Raw genomic sequence first — 24,275 nt, 5'->3', positions numbered from 1 at the left:
GCTCAGACTATCCCCGTAGCGGTTCCCCCGCGCTTCACACATCCGTCTTGGGCGCACCTTTTCTCTTCACGCGTGCGTTTCGGGCGCGGGCCCAGCCCCGCCCGCCAATACCAGGTGCCGATCACGACGGTGCCCGACGCTAGGACCACGATCCACCAGGGAAAGCCCGGCACATCCGGTGCAGCGTTCATCGAGTCGATGTCACTCTGCGGCGTGGGGCTGACGCGCTCGCCGGTGATGAGAATGCGATGCGTGTTGATGCCGAGCGGCGTGCAGGTCACGAGTGTCATCAGGTCTTTGCCCTTGACGGCCCTGATTTCTTCGGTCGCATCGGGATCAACGACTTCGATCTTGAAGACGCGATAGGTGAGCACCTCACCCAGCACCTCGACGCTGAACGTGTCGCCCTTCTTGACCCTGTCGAGGTTCGTGAACATCGTTGCGTTCGCCAGCCCACGGTGGCCGGTCAGCACGGATCGGGTGCCCGTGCCACCGACCGGCAGCGAGGTGCCCTGCAGGTGCCCGACACCGGCGAGCAGTGTCTTGTCGCTCGTGCCGTGGTACACGGGCAAATCAAGGTCGATGGCGGGAACTTGGAGCCGCGCCATCACCCCGGTCGGGTCAGCCTTGAGGAGTTTCCAGTAGTCGAGCTGCGTATCCGTCGTGCCCGTGCCCTCGGCGACGTGCGCTCCGGAGGCCAACAGCGCACCCGATTCGAGCAGATCGTTGTACTTGTGCGCGTCTTTCAGTGACTTCGAGATCTCAGCTTGCGCTTTGCGGCTGTTTTCTGTCGCCTGGTCGGTGATGAGGTTCGATTGGTTGTGTTGCGAAACCCATGAGGCCGCCGTTGGGTACACGAGCAGCACGAGCCCGGCAAGCAGCAGGATCGAGATCGCGAGGTTGAGCCAGCTGAACTTCCAGCGGCGTCGCGGTTTTCTCGCGCCTGGCGCGCTGGGTGCGTCGGCCTGGGTGTTCATGTGGGTCCTTCGTCTTACGGAACGGGAAAAGCGTCGTCCCGAGGCAACTGGCCTCGGGACGACGCTCTCGGAGAGCGCGAGGGTTAGACCTCTTCGAGCTCCTCTTCCTGCTTGCGGCGACGTGCAACTACGAGCACGATACCTGCGAGCAGCAGCACAACGCCGCCGCCGAGAATCAGGAAGCTACCGGCCGCACCGGTCAGCGGCAGCGCCGGGAGGTCTCCCTCATCGGCACCGATCTGGGTGTTGACCACGGTGACGTTCGAACCCTCGCCGGTGACCTCAAGCACGAGGCCGCCGTTCAGGCCCTTATAACCAGCGGGGACGCCGGTCTCGTAGACGCAGTACTTACCAGCCGCGAGCACAACGTCGGGGGTGTTGCCGTCTGCGCCGGAGACCTGGTCAGCGAAGACCTCGGTTGCAGCTGCGTCGGGCGTTGCGGGGCAGGTCGTCGCTGCTGCATCTGCGGTGTAGATCGAGAAGCTTGCACCCGCGAGCGGCACGTTCGCACCGGCGCCCTTGTTGTCGGCCTGCTTGATGATGTACGCGCCACCGAAGAACTCCGACGGGTTCGGAACCTCCGGGCCCTTGTCGGTCGTCTTGCCGTTGAGCGTGATCTTCGCCTCATTCGCCGTCGAGCCTGTGCCGATTGCGTCCGCGTTGATCGTGAACACGATGTTGCCACCGATGTTGGCCTGGATCTTCGCGAGGCCGCTCGCGGTGAAGTTCAAGATGACCTCGTCGCCGCCGTTACCCGACGGAGTGCTGAGTGTGTAGTCAGCCGGAACGAGTGCGACGTCGCCGCCCGCAGAATTCTGCAGCACGACGGTGCCGCCGGTGAACTGCAGCGAGTCTGAGAGCTGATCGTTGATGCGCAGCTCGGTGTAGGTCTCGCCCTGGCTCAGCGGCTTGATCGGAACGTTGATGTCGAAGGTGACTTTGTCGCCGACGATCTTGCCGTCTTTCGTCGCGCCTGAGCCGACGACGATGTTCTTCGGGTAGATGTGCGGGTTGTAGTTCCACGCCGCTTCGCCGGCTGCGCCGCTTCCGGGGTACGGCACGGTGACGACGGCGGGCTGCGCGACAGAGATGGCGTTCTCAGCGGGCGTGCTCTCGTACACAACGTATGCCTTGTCCGCGGCAAGGTCGAAGGTGGTGGCGCCCGCGGGCAGCGTGGTGGTCTGCTCAGCCGCGCAGGTGACGGTGAGCGTGTTGCCGCCCTCATTCACGACGACATCGCCGCTGCCGTTGATGCTTGCGCTGATGTTGCTGAGGCGTGACCATTCGGCGGAGTTCGCCAGGTCGATGCCGTCGATCGAGCAGACGGTGAAGCCTGCTTCGAGTCCGACCGCGCCGGCACCCGAGAGGTCAAGCTCCGTGCCGTTTGCGGGGCCGAAGTCGGTGTCGGGCTGCTCGAGCTTGTGGACGGTGAGCGTTCCCGTTCCGCCTTCGCCGGGTGCGGCGAAGGCGGGGGTCGCGATGAGGCCGATCGAGCCGGCCGCGATTGCTGCGGTGCCGAGCAGGGCAATTGCACGGGCGCCGCGTGACGTCTTGTGCTTCACTGGGTGGTCCTTTCGTCATTCACTGTGTGAATCGGGGAGTGGGGAGATTGGGAGCGCCGTTCGGCGCGGTGGTGTTGGGGCCCTGGTGAAGGCCGCGGCTTCACGGCACGGATCGCGGCCTACTCAGCGGACACCTCCGTAATGCGAGACGCCGCCGCAAGTTGCAGGCGATGTCGGCGGAAATATGCGAGCCCGGCAATTGCGAGGGCGCCGAGGCCGCCGACCGTGAAGATCCATGATCCGAGTCCGCCTGTGAGCGGAATGCTCGGCATGTCAGCTGGGGATGCTGCCACGATGCGGAACACCGAGTGTTGCCCCTGCGGCAGCGCTACGCCCGAAGCTGTTGCGCCGCCGGCGACCTGCACCCAGCAGCTCTCGGGCGCGGTCGCAGCTGTATTCGCGAGGGCCGCACAGGCCGGGACGCTCAGGTCAAGGTGTTGGAGGCCGATGATTGCGAGGCCGTCGGGGGCGTCAGCGGTGAGGCTGTAGTCCGCGGGACGAGCCACGCGAGTCGAAACCGCAGAGTCGAGGGCAAAGTTGTATTGGGTGCTGGAGTGCACCGCATTCAGCGTCCAGTCGGCCGCCGGATCGGTGGTCTGGCCACCCAATCGCTGTGTGACGAACGTTGCCTGCGACGTGCTGTTGGTCATCTCGCAGCGCATCGGCTCGGGGAACGCTGCGGCCGAAGGTATGAGCACTGTCTGGTTCGCCGCATTCACGATGCCCGCGGGAAGTGCACCGCCGTTCGCGTCAGTGCAGACGAGCTGCCCTCGCTGTGTGTACAGCGGCGCGTTCGCCTCGGGGGTCGGCGTGCTGCGCAGCCGCTCGCCGATCGTGTAGCTCGTGCCGCGAACAAACTTGAAGTTCGAGCTGCCGCTGATCACGGAGGTCGTGCCACCGGTCGTCGCGGTAATCTCCCAGTTTGAGGGGCTCACCGCCGGGAGCGAGGGATCGCCGTTGTGCACGTCAGTGACGACCTTCGTACCCGACACAGGCACGTCGGCCGCAATTTGCAGGGTACAGACGGGCGCAGATGCTGCCGAGAGATTTCCGGCAATGTCGCGCTGCTTGACGGTGAAGTTGTACGTGCCGTTCACGAGCGCCGTGTCGATTGTGTACGTCCACGATGCGCCTGTCACGGTCGCCTCGCCGATCTTCACGTTGTTCTGGAAGACCTCGACAACGGCGCCCGACTCAACGCCCGTTCCCGAGAACGACGGCGTCGGATTGCTCGTCGGAGACGCCGGGCACGCAAATGCTGGCGCGGTTGGCGCGACCGTGTCGATGGTAAACGTCACGCCCCACGCGGTGGGTGTTGTGGCGTTGTTCGGGTTGGACGGCGGCGAAGTGACTTCGTACCCGGTCGAATGCTCCGTCTGAGCGGCCACGATCGAGTAGGTACCGTCGGCGATGGGAGACGCTGGTGTGTAGGTGTACGTCCAAGTGCCGTCCGGCTGCACGGTTACTTCCGTGCCGTTTTGCCCGTCAACGAGCAGCGTTTGATTCGGATCGTTGAAGTCTGTCGTCGCAGTGCCCGACTTCCACTTCAGCGTGATCGTGTGGTCCGGTTCACCGCGACCAGAGATTACGACCGAGGTGTTGTGGTTGGTGCGCGACCCCGTCACCGGGGTGTCGATCACGGGAGCCGGCGGCAGCGGCACGTTGTACTTGTAGTAGGCAGAGCCAACGAGCCACTTGATATTGTCTGCGCTCGCGGTGATGAGGCCATTGGCATCGAACAGGTCGGCCGCTGTGTACGAGAGCAGTGGGGCACCGTTGTCAGCAGTGACCGACGTTGGGTTGCGGGATTCGGGCCACACCGCGAGGCGGTAGTACCCGGTGCCGCCGGCAGTGGTGAAGTCAATTGCGCCGTCTGCGCCCACCTTCGTGGTGAGACCCTGTGCACCCTGCGCCGCGGTGTACGCGAGCGTCGGCGATGTTGACGGGAGGTTCTTCACAACGTTTGAGGTGCCGTTTCGAGAACTGCTCGGGGTCACGCCAGTGACGTGGATCGGCGCGGTGTTGATGTCCGTTACGAGCGAGCCGTCTTCGTGCACCCAGGCGTACCAGAAGCTATCGCTCACGGAACCGGCCGGGCCAGCGGCCACGCTGCTGTACGCCCGGTTAGCAAGATCGACGGCGACGGAGTTCGGAGGCAAAACCCCCGCCGGATAGTTGTTGAGACCGAAGTCGAGCACCTGGCCCCAGTTCGCCTGGTCGCCGCTCCACAGGTTGTAGATACCGTCGAACTGCATGCCGATCTGCGGGCCGGCAACGTTCGTCGCCCCAAGGCGGTCGTAGTACTCGTTGTAATCGAACGGGTGCACCGTCTTCGCCGTTGGGATCCACGCGGTGGTACCACCCGAGCCCGGCACATTGCCGGTTGCATAGCTGAGGTACAGATTCAGGAAGCCCGGTTTGCCGCCCGGGACGTTGTTCGCGATCGCGTTGTCTGGAAAGTTCAGGTCACCCTCGAGCGACATCACCAGAAAGTCGCTTTCGCCCGACACGATCACATTGTGAATGGTGAAGTACTCATTCCGATTGTTCGCCCATGCTGTCGCGCCTGCGGCGCCCATGGTATTCAGGTACCCCATGTTGCGCACGCCACCATTGCCGTAGTCGTAGCCAACGCGCAACTGGTTCCCACCGACAGTCTGCATCGCGCCCGTCGCGGGATTGACGTACCCGTGCGGAACCTTGACGACGAAGTCGATGCGGAGCTCGTCGATGACGTCGCCAATGCGATCTGCGGCGCCCTGGAGCTTGAAGACCTCTGGCGGAGCGAGCGGGTCGGCCGCTTGCGCGGCGGGAACGTCGGCCAACGGGTTCGCCACGATCGCGATCGCGCCGGTCAGCGCAAGTGCGCTGACCGCGACGGCGACGACCGTGCGCCGAACCCGGCTCATGATCGAAGCTCGTCGATGTGAAGTGCGCTGCACGAGAAAGTTCCTCCAGACAAGGCCGTTCACACGACCAGTAGTAGTCACTAAGTGTGATGCCTGTGCGCAGCCCAAAACGGCGATCGCACCAGTTTTCAACAGCTTTTCAACTCAGTCGATGAAATGGTGCCTGCTCGCGCGAAATCACGCCGAAGTTGAGCCCAAACGACCCTGGGAGCCGCCGACAATTGGATGACCCAAGAAGTTTTCTAGCGATTTCACCATAGACTCCCCCCAGCGGTGCATGCTATACCTCAGGGTACGTCGATAACCGGCTTAGGTACAGCTTTTGTTGCGGGTGACGCTCGGCCGCACGGAGTGCCGCGTTCCTCATCCCACCCCGGCTTCTCCACCACAAACCGCTCAAGGATCCCGCACCCAACGCGAATAGCCCCGGTCGGGCACCCGCATGCGGGGTGCCCGACCGGGGCTATTACAATCTGCGCTGGGTGTTAGAAGTCCCAGTCCTCGTCTTCGGTGGCGACTGCCTTGCCGATGACGTAGGAGGAGCCCGAGCCGCTGAAGAAGTCGTGATTTTCGTCAGCGTTCGGCGAGAGCGACGACAGGATGGCCGGGTTCACGTCGGTCATTTCCTTCGGGAACATCGCCTCGTAGCCGAGGTTCATCAGCGCCTTGTTGGCGTTGTAGTGCAGGAACTTCTTGACGTCTTCGGTCAGGCCCACCGGGTCGTAGAGATCGGCGGTGTACTTCACCTCGTTGTCGTAGAGCTCGTACATCAACGAGAACGTGTAGTCCTTGAGCTCCTGGCGGCGCTCTTCGGTCTCGTTCTCGAGTCCCTTCTGGAACTTGTAGCCGATGTAGTACCCGTGCACGGCCTCGTCGCGAATGATGAGGCGGATCAGGTCTGCCGTGTTGGTCAGCTTGGCGTGGCTTGACCAGTACATCGGCAGGTAGAAGCCCGAGTAGAACAGGAACGATTCGAGCAGCGTCGACGCGATCTTGCGCTTCAGTGGATCGTCACCCTCGTAGTAATCGGTGATGATCTGCGCCTTCTTCTGCAGATTCGGGTTCTCGACTGACCAGCGGAACGCGTCGTCGATCTCCTGCGTCGAGCAGAGCGTCGAAAAGATCGACGAGTAGCTCTTCGCGTGCACCGACTCCATGAACGCAATGTTCGTGTAGACGGCCTCCTCGTGGGGAGTAATTGCGTCGGGGATCAGCGACACGGCACCGACGGTGCCCTGGATCGTGTCGAGCAGGGTGAGACCCGTAAACACGCGCATGGTGAGCAACTGCTCCTGCGGCGTCAGGGTCGCCCACGACTGGACGTCGTTCGACAGCGGCACCTTCTCGGGCAACCAGAAGTTGTTGACGAGACGGTTCCAGACCTCAAGGTCTTTGTCGTCTTGGATGCGGTTCCAGTTGATCGCCTGAACAGCGTGTCCCAGCTTGAAGTTCATCGGGTTCTTTCTACTCCGGTGGATTCTTAAACTCTGCCCTGATCGGGAAGATCACAGCATGCAGCTGACGCACTCCGTCATGTCAGTTCCCTCGAGAGCAAGCTGACGCAGGCGGATGTAGTAGATCGTCTTGATGCCCTTGCGCCATGCGTAGATCTGCGCCTTGTTGATGTCGCGCGTCGAGGCGGTGTCCTTGAAGAACAGCGTCAGCGACAGGCCCTGGTCGACGTGCTGCGTCGCCGCGGCGTAGGTATCGATGATCTTCTCGGGGCCGATCTCGTAGGCGTCCTGGTAGAACTCCAGGTTTTCGTTCGTCATGAACGGCGCCGGGTAGTAGACGCGACCGAGCTTGCCTTCCTTGCGAATCTCGATCTTCGAGGCGATCGGGTGAATCGAGCTCGTCGAGTTGTTGATGTACGAGATCGAACCGGTCGGCGGCACGGCCTGCAGGTTCTGGTTGTAGATGCCGTGGGCCATAGCGCTCGCCTTGAGCTCGCGCCAATCATCCCGAGTCGGGATCGAAATGCCCGACTGTGCGAACAGCTCAGCGACACGCTCGGTGGCGGGCGCCCACTCCTGGTCGGTGTACTTGTCGAAGAACTCGCCGGACGCGTACTGCGAATCTTCGAACCCGCCGAACACGCTCTTGCGCTCGATGGCGATGCGGTTGGAAGCCTGCAGCGCGTGGAAGAGCACGGTGTAGAAGTAGATGTTCGTGAAGTCGATGCCCTCTTCGGAGCCGTAGTGCACGTGCTCGCGAGCGAGGTAGCCGTGCAGGTTCATCTGGCCAAGGCCGATGGCGTGCGACTTGTCGTTGCCGTCTTCGATCGACCGCACCGAGCTGATGTGGCTCTGGTCGCTGACCGAGGTGAGGGCGCGGATCGCGAGCTCAACGGTGCCGCCGAGGTTGCCGCCGTCCATCGCTGCGGCGATGTTCATCGAGCCCAGGTTGCACGAGATGTCTTTGCCGATGTCGCTGTAGCTGAGGTCTTCGTTGTACGTCGTCGGGGTGTTGACCTGCAGAATCTCGGAGCAGAGGTTCGACATGTTGATGCGGCCCTTGATCGGGTTTGCCCGGTTTACCGTGTCTTCGAACACGATGTAGGGGTAGCCCGACTCGAACTGCAGCTCGGCGATGGTCTGGAAGAAGTGACGCGCATTGATCTTCGTCTTCTTAATACGCGCATCGTCGACCATCTCGGCGTACTTCTCGGAGATCGAGATGTCACCGAAGGGCACACCGTAGACGCGCTCGACGTCGTACGGCGAGAACAGGTACATGTCCTCGCCCTTCTTGGCGAGTTCGAACGTGATGTCGGGGATCACAACGCCCAGCGAGAGCGTCTTGATGCGGATCTTCTCGTCAGCGTTCTCGCGCTTGGTGTCGAGGAAGCGCATGATGTCGGGGTGGTGCGCCGACAGGTAGACGGCGCCGGCGCCCTGACGCGCGCCGAGCTGGTTCGCGTAGCTGAAGCTGTCTTCGAGCAGCTTCATCACGGGGATGATTCCCGACGACTGGTTCTCGATCTTCTTGATGGGCGCGCCGGTCTCGCGAATGTTCGAGAGCAGCAGTGCCACGCCGCCACCGCGCTTCGAGAGCTGCAGCGACGAGTTAATGCCGCGCGAGATCGATTCCATGTTGTCTTCGATGCGCAGCAGGAAGCACGAGACGAGCTCGCCGCGCTGCGCTTTGCCCAGGTTCAGGAACGTTGGCGTCGCGGGCTGGAAGCGACCCGACACGATTTCGCGCACGAGACCGCGAGCGAGTTCGCGGTCGCCCTCAGCGAGGCCGAGTGCTGACATCACAACGCGATCCTCGAAACGCTCAAGGTAACGCTTGCCGTCGAACGTCTTCAGCGCGTACGAGGTGAAGAACTTAAACGCCCCGAGGAAGGTCGGGAAGCGGAACTTCATTGCGTACGCTTCGTTCGTCAACTCTTCGATGAACGGCACGCCGTACTGCTCGATCAGCGCCGACTCGTAGTAGTCGTTGTCGATGAGGTAACGCATGCGCTCTTCGAAGTTGTGGAAGAACACCATGTTCTGGTTGACGTGCTGCAGGAAGTACTGCCGCGCAGCCTCACGATCGCGGTCGAACTGAATGTTCCCGTCGGCATCGTAGAGATTGAGCATCGCGTTCAGCGCGTGATAATCCATGTCGCTGATCTTCGATGAGTCGAGTCCGGGCTCCATCACTGCTGTTTCCAAAACTGTTCCAATCCTTTTTGGACGGCGGTGACGTCGTCCGGGGTTCCAAAGAGTTCAAATCTGTACAGGAAGGGCACTTGGCACTTCCGGGCGATGATGTCGCCCGCGAGACCGTAGGCCTCGCCAAAATTCGTGTTGCCTGCCGCGATGACGCCTCGCAGGTGTTTTCGGTTTTCCTCGACGTTGAGGAACGCGATCACCTGCTTCGGCACGGCCCGCGTTTCAGGCCCTCCCCCGTAAGTGGGAAGGAGGAGCACGAACGGCTCGTGCACGAGAAGCGGTGCGTCGCTGGCACGGAGCGGGATGCGCTGCGCCGGGCGACCGAGCTTCTCGACGAAGCGGTGCGTGTTGCCCGAGACGCTGGAGAAGTAGACCAGATCTGACATCCGCTCCACTTCCGTTCGCCTCCGGGTACTTCTCCCGAACTCGTCCGCGCAGCTGATGCGGGCTGCGAGCACGCTTCTTCGGGGCTGGCCACACGCTCGGTGCGGCCGACTGCGGATACTGCATGAGGCGGGAACCATGCGTGTTCCCGCCTCATCGCATCAGCCTTATGCCAAGCGGCCGGCGAGCTCGGTGATCTTGTCGGGACGGAAGCCCGACCAGTGCTCGTCATCGGTCACCACAACGGGAGCCTGCAGGTAGCCGAGCTCCTTCACCGCTTCGAGCGCCGCTTCGTCTTGCGAGAGGTCGAGAATGTCGTACTCGATTCCCTTGCTGTCGAGCGCCCGGTAGGTCGCCGTGCACTGTACGCACGACGGCTTGGTGTATACGGTGATCGCCATGTCACGCCCTTCTTTCAAAAACTCGTTTGCCTCGCGTGAGGCACTACATATAGTGAACCACACCGCGGCCGACCACAACATGATGTAGTTACACCAATGTAGTTTTTCACGGAGTTTTCCCGAACACGAGGATCAATCTGGGGAGAACTTTCGGCACGGATTCGCACTTCTCAGGGAGTTATCCACAGAAGGAGGGGCCCTGAAAATTTCCACTTTCCACACCCTGCTCGGCGTGTCGGAGGGGACCGTTCTACGACAGCGAAATGGGCCACAATAACTCCATTCCGTCGGGCTGAAACCAGCGCAGCACAAGCACTGCATCGGCGTCCGAAGCGCTCGCCTCGCACCGCGCCCCGCGGAGTACCACGCGCAGCCGCTCACCCGGCAAAACTGTGCGCGGCAGAGATAGCCCGAGCATGCCGTCGCCCGCGAGCGAGAAACGCACCGAGTGCAGCGCGAACGCACTTGAGTTTTCAACCTCGATCACCCCGCTACGCGACCGGAGCACCATTCGCCACGGCACAGCGACCGCCGCAGACGGCACCGGTGCTGGCACCGTGGGTGGCACCGCGGCGGGCACAGGTGCTGGCACCGCGGCGGGCACCGGTGCTGGCACCGTGGCAGGCACCGCGGCGGGCACCGGTGCTCGCCCGACCGCCGCCCGCACCAGCGCAGCCGCCGGGGGCGCGGAGTGCGCCGGCGGCTGCAGCCGGGTCGAGAGGCGAAAGGGGTTCATGTATCAATGGTGCGGGCAACCACCGACATTCATGATCGCGCTGCGCAGGGGGCAGCACCCGGGCAATTACCTCACGAGATACGCGGCGAGCGGCTGCAGCTCCGGCTGCGAGCGCTCGTCTGCGACCGCTGCGGCGCCGACCGCGCAGGCCGCGGCGAGCGCTTCGCCCTCCTCAGCTCCACTCAGCAGCGCTGCGACGAGGGCCGCGCAGAAGGCGTCGCCAGCGCCAACGGTACTGCGCACCTCGGTCGCCCGAGACGACGCACGCGCGATCTCGACGCCGTCACGCAGCAGCTTGGCACCGTCGGCCCCGAGGCTGACGGCCACGAGCGGCCCTGGTCGCTGACCGGTCGCGGCCAGTGCCCCGCTCAACGCCGGGATCGCGGCAAACTCCGACTCGTTCACGATGACGAGATCCGCGCGCTCAAGTATTTCAGTTGGCAGGTCAGCGGCAGGGGCAGCGTTGACCGCGAAAAAACCGGTGCACGCGCGCGCAGCGCTGACCACGGCGGCCATCGGCACTTCGAGCTGCACGAGCACGGCTTCGCCCGCGCCGAGCGCGTCGGCCTCCACCGTCACAGCGGAGTTCGCACCGGGGCACACGCTGATCTGGTTCTCCCCCGCCGCGTCGATACCGATCAGGGCAACCCCGGTCGGCTCGGCGACGGTGCGCACCGCACTCGTATCGACCCCGGCCGCCACGAGCGTCGCGCGTGCCAGCTCACCGTCGGCATCGTTACCCACCGCGCCAATCATGCGCACCGGCACCCCGAGCGCCGCGGCGGCGACGGCCTGATTCGCGCCCTTTCCACCCGGCAGGCGGTTGAACGCGCCGTCGCCGATCGTCTCGCCGGGGCGCGGCAGCGTCGCCGTGCGCGCGATCAGATCAATGTTGATGCTGCCGACGATGGCGAGCTGAGGGATGCGCGGCATTGCGGGCCTTCCTGTCGAACGAGCGAACTGACGATACTGCAAACGGAAAAACTGGCTGACCGGCGGACGGCAGCGAGCGAATCAGTGGGTGGGCGATCCGGATCGAATCACACGTGATGATACGAACGACCGCCCGCGATCTCCTGCGAACGGTACAGCTGCTCGGTGAGCATCAACCGGACGAGCTGGTGTGGGAACACGAGATTCGACAGGCTCCACACGAAGTCGGCGCGTGTGCGCACCCGGTCGTCGACGCCGTAGGCACCGCCGATGATCACGGTCACCGCTCGGCCGCCGTCGAACGCGGCCTGCAGGGTGCGAGCGAGCGTGGGCGAATCGACATTGCGCCCGCGCTCGTCGAGCAGCGCGACGAAGCTGTCGCGATCCAGCTTGCCGAGCAGCCGATCCGACTCCTCAGTGCGCGCCGCGTCGCCCTCACGCGACGAGTGAGGCAGCAGCTGCCACTGCGTGTCGAACGGTTTGCGCAGCCGCTTCTCGTAGCGCGCGATGCCGTCGGTGACCCACGCCTCGTGCTTCTTGCCGACCGCGAGAATGCGCACGCTCACCGGCGCACCGTCTCCAAATATTCGGCGATGCGGCCGATGGCCTCCGTCAGCACCGGCACCGCCGGCAGTGTCACGAAGCGTAGGTGATCGGGGGTCGGCAGATTGAAGCCGCGGCCGTTCGTCACGAGCACGTGGGTCGCGCGCAGCACGTCGATGACGAATTGCTGGTCGTCGACGACTCCGTAGGCCTCGGGGTCGAGCCGCGGGAAGAGGTACATCGCGCCGCCCGGCAGCTCGCAGGTCACCCCCGGAATCTCAGTAAGCAAGCGGTGCGCGGTATCGCGCTGCTCGCGCAGTCGCCCGCCAGGCGCGCACAGCTCAGCAATGCCAGACCAGTTCGATTCTGCAGACAGCGCGACCGGGATCGCGTGCTGCGCAGGCACATTCGCGCACATCCGCATGTTCGCGAGCAGCTGCAAGCCCTCGAGAAAGTCGCGCGAGCGCGCGGTGTCGCCCGAAATCGCAAGCCACCCCGAGCGATAGCCAGCGACCCGCTGCGCCTTCGACAGCCCGCTAAATGTGAGGCAGAGCGTGTCGCGTACGTGCAACGCCGCGTGCTCGTGGACCGCACCGTCGTACAGGATGCGCTCGTAGATCTCGTCGGCCATCAACACAATGCCGTGGCGCTCGGCAAGCGCTGCGAAGCCGCGCACGAGCTCGGCCGAGTAGACCGCGCCCGTCGGGTTGTTCGGGTTGATCAGCACGATGCCCTTGGTGGCGGGCGTCACGAGGCGCTCGATGGCTTCGAGGTCTGGCATCCACCCGTTCGACTCGTCGCACGGGTAGTGCACGGCGCGTCCGCCCGAGAGCGTGACCTGCGCCGTCCAGAGCGGGTAGTCGGGGGCGGGAACAAGAATCTCGTCGCCATCGTCGACCATCGCCTGCAGCACGAGCGAAATCATCTCGCTCACGCCGTTGCCAATGTAGATGTCGTCTGGGCTGACACCGGCGACACCCTCGTCGGTGTAGTAGCGGGCGACCGCCTCGCGCGCTGGCAGGATGCCGCGAGAATCGCTGTACCCCTGCGCCTCCGTCAATACCTCTCGCAGCCGCTCCACGATCTCGGGCGGAGCTTCGAAGCCGAACGGCGCGGGATTGCCGATGTTGAGTTTCAGAATCTCGTGGCCGTCACGCTCGAGACGCTGGGCCTCCTGCAGGATCGGGCCGCGCACGTCGTACCGCACTCCCGCGAGCTTCCGTGATTGCGTAATGTTGCGCACGAGCACGATCCTACGATGCCCGCGGATCACTAGCCCAAGCGGGGTAACTTTTGGTGCGTGTCATCGCGCCGACACGCACCAAAAGTTACCCCGCTCGCCCGACAGGAGGAGGGGTGGACGGCGAGGCGGCTGGCGGGTCAACTGCACCTGCCGTCGTGCAGCGCCGTCGCGATGCGGTCTGTCTCGTCAGTCATCTCGTACTCGGGAGCGGCCGTGGATCGCGACTGCAGTTCATCGAAGTCGGCACCGAGGAAGAGCACCGCGTACGAGTTCGTGGCGCACCACGTCGACCACTTGGGGATCAGAAAGGTTGGATGGATACCACTCGCCCGTGTTGTTTACGTAGATGATCACGGGGTTCGGGATCGAAATTGCGGGTGAATTACTCTGGATCTTCGGCGAGCGGCTTGTCGTCGAGCCTCTTGGTGACGTTCTCGCCGTTGTACTCCACGACGTCGCCGTTTTCGTCGGTAATTTTTACCGTAACGTCGAGATCCTCACCCGCGGTAAATTTGCGCTCCATCTCGTCAATGTCGGTGACGTACGCCTGGATTCTGTCGTCGAGCTCCGCGGGATCGGTGCTCGTCGTCGTGCCAGAAAAGCGCAACGCGGCCCGCTGATCAGTGATCTGCATCAGGAAGGCCTTGTAGTAGTCGGGTGAGACCGAGTGCCCGTTCGGGGTCATGTCGAGGATCGAACCGTCTTCGGCCGCGGCACGGTACTTGTCGACGATGCCAACGACGTGCGCTTCCATCGCGTCCCAGCCGGGGCGCTCGTCCATTTGGTACGTGGTCGCACTCGAACCATACGTGTCGACAGCGTTGTCGACCATGTCGCTGCCGATCTTGCCGAGGGCGTTGAAGATCGCGAAGATCCCCGCGATGACAAGCGCCGCGACCGCGAGCAGGCAAATCGCGATGATCAGGCAGGTCTTGCCTGCGCCGCCCTTGCGCGGGGGTTGCTGGTACTGGACCGGGTACGGGTGCTGTTGCGGCTGGGCGTAGGGCGGCTGCTGGGGTTGCTGGTACGGCTGCTGCTGGTATGGCTGCTGCTGGTATGCCGGAAATTGCTGCTGGGGCGGGAACGCGGGCTGCTGCACGTAGGGCTGCGGCTGCTGCGGATATGGCTGCTGGCCGTAGGGTTGCTGCGCAGGCTGTTGCTGCTGCTGCTGCTGGCCCGTGTAGGGCTGCGGCTCGGCGCCCGGCGGATACGGCGGCGGCTGAAGCTGCCCGCCCGGCAGCTGCGGCTGTTGCGGATACGGCGGCTGCGGCTGTTGCGGCGGCTGCGGATTCGACGGCTGCGGCGGCTGGCCCGGCTGCTGGGGATCGGTCACACCCCCACCCTACTCATCCCCTGTGCGCCACCGGTGCCCCACCCCGCACCTACACCCACCTCACCCCACCTCAACCCACCTCAACCCAAGCGGGGTAACTTTTGGGGCGTGTCGTGGCGCCGACACGCCCCAAAAGTTACCCCGCTCGCCCGAGCGGAGGGGTGGGCGGGGCGGAGGGGTGGGTAGGCGGCTAGCGGGGCGACGTGAGGGCGGACCGCAGCACGTCGATCACCACGAACGCGGCGAGCGTCCAGCCGACCAGCGGGAGGAACCAGCCGATCGCTACCGCGCCGACGAGTACGAGCCCGACGCCCCACCACGGAGCCCCGCGCAGCGCGCCGCGACGCGGGCCGGCCGCCAGCTCGAAACGCTCCGCACGAGTCGGCCGGCGCTGCCACCACATCCGGTATCCGAGCACGACGAGGGCGGCGATCCCGACCGCGAGCGCCAGCAGCACAATCTGGTTTGCGATGCCGAACAGCGCCCCCATGTGGGCGTCGATCCCCCACCGCGCAAGTTTCGCCGCGACGGGATAGTCAGCGAAATCGACCCGATCGATGACCTCCAGAGAGCTGCCATCAATCGCGAGCGAGTCGACCTCGGTCGGCCACTCACTCTTGATCTCTCGAATCGTCCACGCCGTTCCGGGCTCGGCGGGCGGCCTGATCTCGACCTGCCCCGCGTTGATGTTGAGGCGCTGCCCAATCGCGAGCACGGCGTCAAACGTGGCGGGATTCGCTGTGGCGGATCCCGATCCCGCACCGAGCGCAGTGTTTACCGACGGAGTGCCCCAGGCCAGCGCGGCGCGTAATTCACCCACGTGCTCTCCGGCGTATTTCGACCAGGTGATCCCGGTCGCCGAGAGAAACAGCGCCCCGATCATCACCCAAATGCCGACCGAAGCGTGCCAACTCATTGATTTGCGGAGGCCCGAATAACGACGATTCGGGCGCACGAAATCGCGCCTCATGCGCGAACGGCGAACGCGCACGAGCCAGAGTCCGAACCCGGCGAGCGCGACGATACCCAGCCACGACGCGGCGAGTTCGCTGTAGAGCCGGCCCGCGTCACCGAGGTGGAGGTTGCGGTGCAGGTTCGAGATCCAGGTGCGCACCGACAGCGCGCCGCTCGTGCCGTACGCGGTTTCGTCGCCCCTGATTTCACCGGTGCTCGGATCGATGAAGATCGCGCGCGACTCACTATCTCCCAGACCAGGATCAGCGAACATCACCCGCGTTGTGTCGCCGGGTGCGGGAGCGGGACGCACCGCGGTCAGCGTAGCCCCGCCGCCCGCGTATTGCTGCGCCTCCTCAATCTGCGCGGCGAGGGAAAGCTGGTCGTCTGCGTCGCCCGGCGCGGGCGCGCGCAGTTCGTGGCTGTACACGACCTGTTCCACGGTGGGTGCGATCGCGTAGAGTCCGCCCGAGACCGCGGCGATCAGGATGAACGGGCCGACAAGCAACCCCGCATAGAAGTGGAGCCGCAGGAGCAACTGCGGAAACCAGCCGCGCTGGCCGCGCGATGGTGGCCGGGTGAGTGCGTCTGCCGGCGCGCGTTGTGCACGCTGAACCGGGGGCGCTGGCGAGGCTTCGGCCGCCGCGGCCGCTGTCTCAGTGGCCACTGTGATCAGTTTCCTTCGTGTCCGATCCAGCTGCGTCATCCGTGTCGGCCGCGTCGTCCGCGTCGTCGTAGTTTTCGTTCGCGCCCGCGTAGTCCTTGGCGAGCGCGGTGTATTCAAACTTCGAGTCGTCCCCGAGCGTCAGCGTGAAGGTCACCTCGTCGCCCGCGAGGATCGGGTTCGGCAGGTCCATCATCATGATGTGGTTTGCGCCGGGTTCGAGCGCGAACTCACCGTTTGCCGGAATCACGAAACCGCCCTCCACCTCGCGCATGATGGTTTCGCCCGACTCGTTCTGCACCGTTTCGTGCAGCTCCATCATGGGCGAAGCCTTGGAGGCGACAGAAACGACGGTGATGTCAGCGTCGGAGTCGTTTTCAAGCGTGCCGAATCCGGCGGTCATGCCGGATTCCGCGGTCTTGATCCAGGGATTCTCAATCGAGATCGCATCCGCTTGCGCGGTTGCGGCATCGTCCGACGATCCCGCAGATCCCGCAGATCCCGCAGATCCTGCAGTCCCCGCAGACTCCGCAGTCCCCGCCGCGCATCCGGCGAGAGTGAATAGCGCGGCTGCGGCGAGCGCGGCGGTCGCAACCGAACGCGTGGCGCGCGGGTGCGAGATGTGTGTGCGTGCGGCCCGGGTGCGGGCAGGGGTGACGGTATGGGAAGTGTTACAACGCATGGGTGTGCCTTTCGGGCAGAGGTGTGTGGTTCGCGGCGCACCACGAACCGTCCGGCCGCGCAGTGGCGGCTCGGTCAAGAAAAGGGCAGAGGCGAGACGCCGCTGCGACGAGAATGTGGCTCAGGGAGCGAGCCGTGCCGCCATCGGCGGCCCGCGCCGTGGCTGGGCTGTCGCGATAATGCGACCGATCACCGACCAGGCGGGAGTTCGAACGATTCCGGATCGCGGGGCCACCGTGCCGAGTGGCACGAGACGGGCGGTCAGCGATCGCAGGCCCAGCCAGGCGAGCATGCGCTGCGACAGGTCGTGGAGCCAGCGAATCGCGCGTTCGCCGCGGTGCAGAAACGCGACGGTCAGCAATGCCGCAATGAGGTGGGAGCCCCACATCAGCGGGTCGGCCTGCACCTGTGCGGCAAGCGCGGTTGCGGTGCCGGATCCGTCGCTCGTGACCGCGAGCATCATGCTCGCGTGGTCATGTGCCGCGCCCCCGGCGGGCGGTGCTTGCCCTGTCGCGCCCGGCTGCGCGCCGAGCACGAACAGTCCGTGGAAGAGCGTCTGGCTCAGCACGACCGAAATCGACAGGCGCGTCAGCGACAGCGTGCGCCCGGCGAGCAGTGTGCAGACGAGCAACGACAGGATCAGCGGAGCCGCGATACCGACGAGCCCGGGAAGCGCGCCGCCCCCGGCGACGTGAGCGAGCAACGCGGCAAACGTGGCGATGGACGCCGCGCTACTCCCCCGCACCAGGTGCGGCAGGCGTGAGCTCGACGTCATGCACCCAGTATTCCAGCTCCCGGCAACCCCGATCGGCGCTCACCACCGCGACAAACCTCCAGCGGGGTAACTTGTGGGGCGTGTTGCGGCCGCGACACGCCCCACAAGTTACCCCGCTCGCCAGAGGGTGGCGGAGGGTGGCGGAGGGTGGCGGAGGGTGGCCGACCGCAACCAACCACCTACTGCTGTTGGTCGTAGAGTTCCGCGTAGGCGCCGCCGAGCGCGAGCAACTCGTCGTGTGAGCCGTGCTCCAGGATGCGGCCAGCGCCGACGACATAGATACGGTCGGCGTCGACGATCGTCGAGAGTCGGTGGGCGATCGCGATGGTGGTGCGCCCACTGCGGGCGTCTTCAAGAGCGTGCTGCACGATGCGCTCATTCACCGTGTCGAGCGCGCTCGTCGCTTCATCGAGCACAAGCACGCGGGGGTTCTTCAGCAGGACGCGGGCGATCGCGATGCGCTGCTTCTCACCGCCCGACAGCCGGTATCCGCGCTCGCCGACGACGGTCTCGTAGCCGTCCGCGAAACTCACGATCGTGTCGTGGATGTTCGCGAGCCGCGCGGCGGCCTGCACTTCCTCGAACGTCGCGTCGGGTTTCGCGTACTGCAGATTCGCGAGAATCGTCGCGTGAAAGAGGTAGGGCTCCTGAGTGACGACGCCGATGCGATCCATCAGCGCCTCCTGGCTCAGCTCGCGCACGTCGTCGTCGCCGTAGCGCACGGTGCCGCCGGTCGCGTCGTACAGGCGGGGAATGAGCGAGCCGATCGTCGTCTTGCCCGATCCTGACGCCCCGACGAACGCAACGAACTCCCCCGGTTCCACGTGAAACGACACGGCGTCGAGCGTCGGCCGGTCGCCCGGACCGGCGTCGGGGTAGCGGAACGACACCTCAGAGAATGTGATGCGCCCCGCCTGCCCGGGCTCGTCGGACGGTTCTCGCGCGTCGGGCGCATCGACAATCGCCGGCTTCAGGTCGAGGTATTCGAAGATGCGGGCGAACAGCGCCTGCGAGGTCTGCAGGTCGAGCGCGATCCGCATCAGGGCGACGAGCGGGAAGAGGAGTCGCGACTGCACGGTGGTGAACGCGACGATGGTGCCGGCGGTGATTCCCGGATCAAACCCCTCGCTCTGCCCGCGCGTTATGAGCCAGCCCGAGATCAGGTAGACGATCGCGGGCACGGCCGAGAGAAACACCTGCACGAGCGCAAAGAACAGCTGTCCGCTCATCGTCTGCCGCACCTGCAGGTCGATCTGATTGCGATTCTCGGCCGCGTACCGCTCGGTTTCCGTGCCCTGACGCGAATACGTCTTCGCGAGCAGCACACCGGAGATCGACAGCGCCTCCTGCGTGATCGCGCTCATCTCGGAGAGCGACTCCTGGGTGCGCCCGGCAATCTTTGCCCGAATCTGACCGACGCGGCGCTGCGCGAGCACGAGCACCGGCATCACGACCACGGCGATCAGCGTCAGCTGCCAGCTCAGCAGTAGCATTGCGACAATCGCGGCGACGACCGTCACGGTGTTGCCGATGATGTTCGACACGGTGTTCGTCAGCACGTTCGCGACGCCGCCGACGTCGTTCTGCAACCGCGACTGGATCACACCGGTCTTCGTCCGCGTGAAAAAGCCGAGCTCCATGGATTGCAGGTGCGCGAAGAGTCGCACCCTGAGATCCCCCATCACCCGGTTACCGACGCGCGCCGTGAACAGGGTCTGCACGATCCCGAGCCCCGCCGAGAAGATGTAGACGGCCACCATCGCCCCGACGAGCCACGCGAGCACGTGCAGCTGCGGGCCGCCGCCATCGAGCGGGAACAGGCCATCATCGAACACCCGCTGCGTCAGCAGCGGCGGCAGAATCGCGAGCGCCGCCGACACCAGCACCAGCGTCACAATTGCGACCAGCTGCGGCCGGTACGGGCGAAACAGCGCGGCAATGCGACGCCCGAGCCCGGCCACGGCAGGAGCGTCACGATTGAGCTTGCGCTGCAAATCGGCATCGCCGGCCGAGATCCGGGATCCGCGGCCGACCGGCCCGCCACCCATACTCATGCTTCGGAGAATAGCGCTCCGGGGCGACACTCGGCGCCAATTTCCCCTGCGGCGCAACCCCTGCCCGTCCGCCGACAGCTGATTTGCGAGCAGAACGGCACCGCGACCGGGACTTTCATTGACACGCGCCGCGCGCGAGGCAGCCGCGCCAGGTCGCATCTTCAGCCAGATCGGCATACCCTAAGAGATCTGACGTGCAGGGGACGGGGGTGTCCGGCCCTCTACACGCGTGCCCGAGCGCGGATTTCGCCCCGGGAGCCAACCGAAACGGATGCGAATGTCCCAGACCCCCCACGCCGAGTCGCGCGCCTCTCAGGCGGCCCCGGTTTCGGAGCCAGGAGCAGACGCGCGCCGCGGGGTCGGCATCGCCCACGCAAAAGCAATTCTGTTCGGCGAGCACGCGGTCGTCTACGGCGCTCCCGCCATCGCGATCCCGGTCGACAGCCTCACTGCGGAGGCCATCATCGAGGCCGGCCCGCCGGGGCTCGGGATCGCCAGCTCGCTCTACACCGGCCCAGTCGACGGCGCGCCAGCGCGGCTCGCGCCCGTGGTCACCGCCATAAAGGCGTCGCTTGAGCGCGCCGGGCTTGCGGGCCTCGCACACGAAACCGAGGGCGGCGCCGTCGTCACGATCACCAGCTCGATCCCGCACGAGCGCGGGCTGGGGTCAAGCGCGGCCGTCGCGGCGGCAATCGCCCGGGCAGCTTTTGACCTCGCTGGCACAGAGCTCGACAGCGAGACGCTGTTCGACCTGATTCAGACGTCCGAGCGCGTGGCGCACGGCAAGCCGAGCGGCATCGACGCACGCACGGTCGCCGCAACGGGCGCAATTCGCTTCAATCGGGGAGCGGTCGCGCCGATCCACATTGGTGCACCCCTGATTCTTGCGTTTGCCGACACCGGGCACCCCGGTTCTACCGCGCAGGCCGTCGGTTCGGTGCAGGCCCTGCGCGAGCGCGAGCCTGAAGCGACCGATGCGCTGCTCTCACGCCTCGCCGAGATTGCGGAGCACTCGATCGCCGACCTCGCCTCGGGCGATCGCACCGCTGTCGGTGCCGCGATGAGCGAGGCCCACTCGATCCTGCATCGCGTTGGCGTCAGCTCCGAACGACTCGATGCCATTGTCGCTGCTGCCTGCGCCGCGGGCGCAGCGGGCGCGAAGCTCACCGGCGGCGGGCTCGGGGGCTGCGTCATCGCGGTCGCCGATTCCGACGCACACGCCGACGAGATCGGCGCCGCCATGCGCCTCGCCGGTGCCGAACGCACCTGGACCGTGGAGGTTCCCGCCGCATGACGACCGCAACCGCTCGCGCATTCCCCAATATCGCCCTGGTCAAATACTGGGGCAAGCAAGACGAGAACCTCATTTTGCCCGTCGCTGGCAGCCTGTCACTGACGCTCGATGCGCTCCCCACCACGACGACCGTCGCGCTCGACGAGGGGGCGGAGTTCGACGCATTCAGTCTGAACGGCGCCGTCGCCTCAGCTGATGCGACGGGCCGGGTCACCCGGTTTCTCGATCGCGTGCGCGAACTCGCCGGTTCCGAGACCCGCGCGAGCGTCGTCTCGACAAACGAGGCGCCCACCGGTGCGGGCCTCGCATCGTCGGCGTCGGGATTCGCGGCGCTCGCCACGGCGGCCGCGAGCGCGTACGGACTCGACCTCGATCGCGCAGACCTGAGCCGGCTCGCGCGCCGGGGATCCGGATCCGCGTCGCGCAGCCTCATTGACGGCCTCGCAGTCTGGCACGCAGGCGATGACGCCCAGTCATTCGCCGAACCCGTCGCTGGCCCCGACATGCGCATGGTGATCGTGACCGTCGACACCGCGCAGAAGGCCGTCTCGAGTCGCGCCGCGATGCGCCGCTCGGCGCTCACCTCGCCGTTCTTCCCAGCCTGGATCACCTCGACGGAGGAGTCGCTCGCCGCGATGATCGAGGCTTGCGCAGCTGACGACTTCACGCGCGTTGGCCGCATCACTGAATCGCACGCGCTGCGCATGCACGCCGTCATTCAGTCGTGCGACCCGCCCATCCGGTACCTCGCACCGACGAGCATCGCGGTCTTCGACGCCGTTGCCGCGCTGCGCGATCAGGGGCTCGACGCCTACTCGACGGCGGACGCCGGCCCCAACGTCGCCGTGATCGTGCGCCCTGAGCAGGCCGAAGAACTGTGCAACGCGCTGCAGGGCTTCGGCTCGGTGCGCCTCGTGGGGCCGGGCGCGGGCGCCGAACTGATCGAGGCGATCGCGTGATCGAGCAGCGGGCGCCCGGAAAGCTCTACATCGCCGGCGAATACGCCGTCGTTGACCCCGGGCAGCCCGCGGTGATCGTCGCCGTCGACCGCTACATCACGGTGCAGCTGACCGAGGGATCCGAGGTCGGGCGCGTGCGATCGAGCGCCTACGGCCGGTCTCCGCTCGTGTGGGTGCGCGACGAGGCGAGCGATCGCATTGTGCTCGAACACCAGCCCTACGACTACGTGTTCGCGGCGATCACCGCGGTCGAACAGCTGCGCTCCGAGCTCAGCCTGCCGCCCCGCTACTACGATCTCGACATCGGCAGCGAGCTCGACGACGTGAGCGGCCGCAAGTTCGGCCTCGGCTCGTCTGCCGCGGTCACCGTCGCCGTCGTCGCCGCGCTGAACGAGTTCTACGGGCTTGATCTCACTCGCAGCGAGCGCTTCAAACTGGCGCTGCTCGCGACCATCGAGGTCGCCCCGACGGCCTCGGGCGGCGACCTCGCGGCCAGCACCTTCGGCGGGTGGATCCGCTACGCGTCGCCCGACCGCGGCGCTCTGCGCGTGCACCGCTCCGTGCACGGCGTCGCGGCGACGCTCGCCGCGAGCCAGGAGTGGGCGGGCAGCGGCGTCACGCGCCTCGCGCACCCCGACGCCCTGCAGCTACTCGTCGGCTGGACCGGATCGCCGGCGTCGACCGAGCGCCTCGTCGAACAGGTACGCGCTGGCGATGCACGCACACCGCTGCCGCCTTACCCCGCGTTCATCGACGACAGCCGCAGCTGCGTCGACGCGCTCGTTGCCGCGTTCGAACACCACGGCACCGGCGCCGAGCCGGTCATCGGGCGCGCGCGCCGCGTGCTGCAGCGGCTGAGTGCCTCGTCGGGCATCACGATCGAGACCCCGCAGCTGCAGGCGCTCTGCGACATCGCGGAGCGGCACGGGGCATCCGGCAAGCCGTCGGGCGCCGGCGGCGGCGACTGCGGTATCGTGCTGGCGGGCGCGGAACTCGCGACCGACCCCATCTTGCGCGAGTGGGAGGCGAACGATATTCGCCGCCTCAGCCTCGCGCCGCACCCCGCCTCAGGAGGCGTCGATGCATTCTGATCTCGGTACGGGCGATGCGCGCGCAGCGCGCAAAGACGAGCACGTTGATCTTGCGCTGAGCCAGCGCGGCGGCGGCGCTCACAACGAGTTCGACGATCTCGACTTCGTGCACCAGGCGCTCGCGGGCGTCGACGCGGAACGCGTCGACCTGGGCGTCGGCATCGCGTTCGGCGCGGGCCCGCAGCACGCCGCGGGAGAGTGGCACTGGGAAACCCCGTTCTACGTGAACGGCATGACCGGCGGCACCGCGCGCACCACGCGCATCAACCGCGAACTCGCGATCGCGGCGCGCGAGACCGGTCTGCCGATGGCGTGCGGTTCGGTGTCGGTCGCGCTCGACGACGCCGACGCCGCGCGCGGGTTCGCGGTGATCCGCGAGGAGAACCCAGACGGTTTCGTGATGGCGAACCTCGGCGTCGGCAGGCCGGCTTCAGACGCGCCGCGCGCCGTCGAACTGCTCGGCGCGAACGCGCTGCAGGTGCACGTGAACGCGGTGCAAGAGACGGCGATGCCCGAGGGATCCCGCGATTTCTCGGCGTGGATCACTTCGGTCGAACAGCTCGCTGCCGCCTCGCCCGTGCCCGTGATCGTCAAAGAGGTTGGCTTCGGCCTGAGCCGCGGCGCGCTGCGTCGGCTCGCCGACATCGGCGTCACCATCGCCGACGTCAGCGGGCGCGGCGGCACCGACTTCTTGCAGATCGAGAATGCGCGCCGCGTTGCCGGTGAATACGCCATGCTCACCGGCTTCGGCCAGTCGGCGCTCGCGTGCCTGCTCGACGCTCCGCACCCGGCGCCCACGCTGCTGGCCTCAGGCGGGGTGCGCACACCGCTCGACGTCGTGAAGGCGCTGGCCTCCGGCGCCCAGGCGGTAGGCGTCGCCGGTACGTTCCTCGCCGCGATTGGTAGCGACGGTGAGGCCGGAGGCGCCGAGCGCCTCGTGGCCCTCGTCGACGACTGGAAGCTGCGCACCCGCGCGATCTACGCGCTGCTCGGCGCCGCGACCCGCGACGAGCTGCTCGCCACCGACCTTATTCTGCGTGGCCGGCTGCGAGAGTTTTGCGCCGATCGCGGTGTAGACCTCGGTGCCCTCGCCCTCCGCTCGGAGCGGCCGCGCGCATGA

At 65.9% G+C, this 24,275-nt stretch carries 20 protein-coding genes; 4 read left to right on the top strand and 16 right to left on the bottom strand.

The features are described from left to right. Positions 1-2 precede the first annotated feature (2 nt). The 16 genes from ACFWHR_RS02310 to ACFWHR_RS02235 form a co-directional block, all read right to left on the bottom strand. Complete coding sequence (locus ACFWHR_RS02310) at positions 3-977, bottom strand: class C sortase (RefSeq protein ID WP_382446652.1); 975 nt, start codon at positions 975-977, stop codon at positions 3-5. Positions 978-1,060: 83 nt separating this feature from the next. Continuing rightward, on the bottom strand, positions 1,061-2,539 hold the full coding sequence (locus ACFWHR_RS02305) for a SpaH/EbpB family LPXTG-anchored major pilin (RefSeq protein WP_382446651.1): 1,479 nt from the start codon (positions 2,537-2,539) through the stop codon (positions 1,061-1,063). 119 nt (positions 2,540-2,658) lie between these two features. Then, positions 2,659-5,448, bottom strand: a complete 2,790-nt coding sequence (locus ACFWHR_RS02300) for an Ig-like domain-containing protein (RefSeq protein ID WP_382446650.1) — start codon at positions 5,446-5,448, stop codon at positions 2,659-2,661. Between the two features lie 485 nt (positions 5,449-5,933). Further along, positions 5,934-6,902 carry a class 1b ribonucleoside-diphosphate reductase subunit beta gene (gene nrdF / locus ACFWHR_RS02295; protein WP_382446649.1) on the bottom strand — a complete coding sequence of 323 codons (969 nt, stop codon included), beginning with the start codon at positions 6,900-6,902 and terminating at the stop codon, positions 5,934-5,936. Between the two features lie 51 nt (positions 6,903-6,953). Further along, entirely contained in the window at positions 6,954-9,095 is a 2,142-nt protein-coding gene (gene nrdE, locus ACFWHR_RS02290) for a class 1b ribonucleoside-diphosphate reductase subunit alpha (protein ID WP_382447745.1), read from the bottom strand. After that, positions 9,095-9,496: a class Ib ribonucleoside-diphosphate reductase assembly flavoprotein NrdI gene (gene nrdI / locus ACFWHR_RS02285; RefSeq protein ID WP_382447744.1), complete on the bottom strand. Its 402-nt coding sequence runs from the start codon at positions 9,494-9,496 to the stop codon at positions 9,095-9,097. Before nrdI ends, nrdE begins: the two co-directional genes overlap by 1 nt. Before the next feature lie 165 nt (positions 9,497-9,661). Next, complete coding sequence (nrdH, locus tag ACFWHR_RS02280) at positions 9,662-9,895, bottom strand: glutaredoxin-like protein NrdH (protein ID WP_382446648.1); 234 nt, start codon at positions 9,893-9,895, stop codon at positions 9,662-9,664. Between the two features lie 250 nt (positions 9,896-10,145). After that, entirely contained in the window at positions 10,146-10,631 is a 486-nt protein-coding gene (locus ACFWHR_RS02275) for a hypothetical protein (protein WP_382446647.1), read from the bottom strand. Positions 10,632-10,697: 66 nt separating this feature from the next. After that, complete coding sequence (locus tag ACFWHR_RS02270) at positions 10,698-11,564, bottom strand: PfkB family carbohydrate kinase (protein ID WP_382446646.1); 867 nt, start codon at positions 11,562-11,564, stop codon at positions 10,698-10,700. Between the two features lie 107 nt (positions 11,565-11,671). Continuing rightward, complete coding sequence (locus tag ACFWHR_RS02265; RefSeq protein WP_382446645.1) at positions 11,672-12,130, bottom strand: 23S rRNA (pseudouridine(1915)-N(3))-methyltransferase RlmH; 459 nt, start codon at positions 12,128-12,130, stop codon at positions 11,672-11,674. Beyond that, complete coding sequence (locus tag ACFWHR_RS02260; RefSeq protein WP_382446644.1) at positions 12,127-13,350, bottom strand: pyridoxal phosphate-dependent aminotransferase; 1,224 nt, start codon at positions 13,348-13,350, stop codon at positions 12,127-12,129. Before ACFWHR_RS02260 ends, ACFWHR_RS02265 begins: the two co-directional genes overlap by 4 nt. 382 nt (positions 13,351-13,732) lie before the next feature. Then, a complete protein-coding gene (locus ACFWHR_RS02255) occupies positions 13,733-14,683 on the bottom strand; it encodes a hypothetical protein (protein ID WP_382446643.1) in 951 nt (316 codons plus the stop codon). Between the two features lie 190 nt (positions 14,684-14,873). Continuing rightward, on the bottom strand, positions 14,874-16,343 hold the full coding sequence (locus tag ACFWHR_RS02250) for a PepSY-associated TM helix domain-containing protein (RefSeq protein ID WP_382446642.1): 1,470 nt from the start codon (positions 16,341-16,343) through the stop codon (positions 14,874-14,876). After that, positions 16,294-16,983 (bottom strand): copper chaperone PCu(A)C, encoded by a 690-nt coding sequence (locus ACFWHR_RS02245; RefSeq protein WP_382446641.1) that lies wholly within the window; start codon positions 16,981-16,983, stop codon positions 16,294-16,296. Before ACFWHR_RS02245 ends, ACFWHR_RS02250 begins: the two co-directional genes overlap by 50 nt. Before the next feature lie 120 nt (positions 16,984-17,103). Then, positions 17,104-17,757 carry a hypothetical protein gene (locus ACFWHR_RS02240; protein ID WP_382446640.1) on the bottom strand — a complete coding sequence of 218 codons (654 nt, stop codon included), beginning with the start codon at positions 17,755-17,757 and terminating at the stop codon, positions 17,104-17,106. Between the two features lie 179 nt (positions 17,758-17,936). Beyond that, the gene (locus tag ACFWHR_RS02235; protein WP_382447743.1) at positions 17,937-19,805 is read right to left on the bottom strand and encodes an ABC transporter ATP-binding protein; all 1,869 of its coding nucleotides are present in this window, start codon (positions 19,803-19,805) and stop codon (positions 17,937-17,939) included. A gap of 283 nt (positions 19,806-20,088) precedes the next feature. On the opposite strand from ACFWHR_RS02235, the gene mvk reads away from it, so the two are divergent. Genes mvk through fni form a run of 4 tightly spaced genes read left to right on the top strand, consistent with a single transcriptional unit; the run spans position 20,089 to position 24,275 of the window. Continuing rightward, positions 20,089-21,105 (top strand): mevalonate kinase, encoded by a 1,017-nt coding sequence (mvk, locus tag ACFWHR_RS02230; protein WP_382446639.1) that lies wholly within the window; start codon positions 20,089-20,091, stop codon positions 21,103-21,105. Then, positions 21,102-22,064 carry a diphosphomevalonate decarboxylase gene (mvaD, locus tag ACFWHR_RS02225; protein WP_382446638.1) on the top strand — a complete coding sequence of 321 codons (963 nt, stop codon included), beginning with the start codon at positions 21,102-21,104 and terminating at the stop codon, positions 22,062-22,064. Before mvk ends, mvaD begins: the two co-directional genes overlap by 4 nt. Then, complete coding sequence (locus tag ACFWHR_RS02220; RefSeq protein ID WP_382446637.1) at positions 22,061-23,155, top strand: phosphomevalonate kinase; 1,095 nt, start codon at positions 22,061-22,063, stop codon at positions 23,153-23,155. The genes mvaD and ACFWHR_RS02220 overlap by 4 nt, the downstream gene beginning before the upstream one ends. Next, positions 23,145-24,275 carry a type 2 isopentenyl-diphosphate Delta-isomerase gene (gene fni, locus ACFWHR_RS02215; RefSeq protein WP_382446636.1) on the top strand — a complete coding sequence of 377 codons (1,131 nt, stop codon included), beginning with the start codon at positions 23,145-23,147 and terminating at the stop codon, positions 24,273-24,275. The genes ACFWHR_RS02220 and fni overlap by 11 nt, the downstream gene beginning before the upstream one ends.

The organism is Leucobacter sp. NPDC058333 (genome assembly GCF_042726155.1).
GTDB lineage: Bacteria > Actinomycetota > Actinomycetes > Actinomycetales > Microbacteriaceae > Leucobacter.
This window is presented reverse-complemented; position numbering and strand designations above follow the sequence as displayed.